2 protein-coding genes are annotated in these 1,973 nt (G+C 70.5%); both read left to right on the top strand.

From position 1 onward, the window contains the following. The coding region (locus ACNPM4_RS05840; protein WP_448985038.1) for a UDP-N-acetylglucosamine--N-acetylmuramyl-(pentapeptide) pyrophosphoryl-undecaprenol N-acetylglucosamine transferase at positions 1–1,046 on the top strand (1,046 nt) is incomplete at its 5' end. A gap of 40 nt (positions 1,047–1,086) precedes the next feature. Beyond that, positions 1,087–1,973 (top strand): Mur ligase domain-containing protein (locus ACNPM4_RS05835; RefSeq protein WP_448985036.1); only part of this gene is annotated, 887 nt, incomplete at its 3' end.

The raw sequence follows: 1,973 nt of genomic DNA, 5'->3' as shown, positions 1-1,973 counted from the left end.
CCGCCGGCCATGTGAACCCCCTGCTCGCCGTCGCCGACGCACTTCGTGAACGCGACGCCGATGCCACCGTGCTCGTGCTCGGTACGGCCGAGGGGCTCGAGTCCCGGCTGGTGCCCGCTCGAGGCTACGAACTGCTCGTCGTCGACAAGGTCCCGTTCCCGCGTCGTCCGAATCGCCAGGCTGCGGTCTTCCCGATGCGGTTCCGCCGCGCCATCGCTCAGGTGCGCGCGCACATCCGCCGACACGGCGTCGATGTCGTCGTCGGATTCGGGGGCTACGCATCCGCACCCGCCTACGTGGCTGCGCGGCGCGAGGGCGTGCCGTTCGTGGTGCACGAGGCCAACGCCAAGCCCGGTCTCGCCAACGTGCTCGGGGCCCGCCGTGCCGCGGCCGTGGGCGTGGCGTTCGAGGGCACGCCGCTCCGGGGTAGCGAGACGGTCGGGATGCCGCTGCGCCAGGAGGTCATCACGCTCGATCGTGCGGCGACGCGCGCGGAGGCCGCGGAGTACTTCGGTCTCGACCCGGATCGCCCGGTGCTGCTCGCGTTCGGCGGCTCGCTCGGTGCTCAGCGCCTCAACGAGGCCCTCGCGGACTCCTGGCGCGATGTCCTCGCAGCCGGGTGGCAGCTGCTGCATGTGACGGGTGAGCGCAGCGATCTCGCCGATCCGGGCGTCGAGGGCTACGCGCTGCGGCGCTACGTCGACCGCATGGATCTGGCCTTCGCGCTGGCGGACCTGATCGTGTCGCGGTCCGGCTCGGCGACGGTCAGCGAGATCAGTGCGCTGGGCATCCCCGCCCTCTACGTGCCGTACTCGGTCGGCAACGGCGAGCAGCGCCTGAACGCGGCGTCTGCGGTGGCGGCAGGAGCGGCCGAGCTTCTCGACGACGCGACTTTCGACGGCGACGCCGTACGGCGGATCGTCCTGCCGATCCTGGGAGACAGGGACAGGCTCGACCGGATGGCCGCCGCGGCCGAGACGGCGGGCACCCGCAACGGCACCGAGAACGTGATCGGGTTGATCGACCGCGCATTGGACGCGGTCTGACACGGTCGTCGACACCGAAGAAAAGTAGACTGAAGCGGACATGATCAGACCCGACCTCTCCCTCCCCATTCCCGAGACGATCACCGCTGCGCACTTCATCGGCATCGGCGGTTCCGGCATGAGCGGCCTCGCGAAGATGTTCCTCGACGCGGGTATCCGCGTCTCCGGCAGCGACCGGGCGGACAGCGATAATCTGCGCGCCCTGGCGGACGCGGGGGCGACGGTGCACGTCGGCCACGACGCCGCCCACCTCGGTGATGCCGACACCGTCGTGCACACGGGCGCGATCTGGCCCGAGAACCCCGAGTTCGTGACGGCGAAGGCTCGCGGCCTGCACGTGATCCACCGGTCGCAGGCACTGCATTGGCTGATCGGTTCGCGGCGGCTGGTCTCGGTCGCCGGTGCCCACGGGAAGACCACCTCGACCGGGATGATCGTCACGGCGCTGCGTGAGCTGGGCGCCGACCCGCACTTCGTCAACGGAGGCGTCATCGAGCAGCTCGGCACCTCGAGTGCCACGGGCACGGGCGACCTGTTCGTGGTCGAGGCCGACGAGTCCGACGGCACTTTCCTGCTCTACGACACCGCGGTCGCGCTCATCACCAACGTCGATCCCGACCACCTCGACCACTACGGCTCGGAAGAGGCATTCCACGACGCTTTCGTGCGGTTCGCCGACGCGGCCACCGAAGCCGTCGTCATCTCGAGCGACGACGCCGGTGCACTCCGCGTCGGTGCAGGGCTGTCCCACCCGAACGTGCTCACGTTCGGCCAGGCGGAGAACGCCGACGTGCGCGTCACCGACATCGTCGCGGCCGGACCGGTCGCCGCGACCATCAGCCAAGGGGATGAGCAGGCGCGCATGCAGCTCGCGGTCCCGGGCGTGCACAACGCGATCAACGCGGCCGGAGTCGTCGCGGTGCTCCG

The sequence above is a fragment of the Microbacterium umsixpiens genome (assembly GCF_053543675.1).
This window is presented reverse-complemented; position numbering and strand designations above follow the sequence as displayed.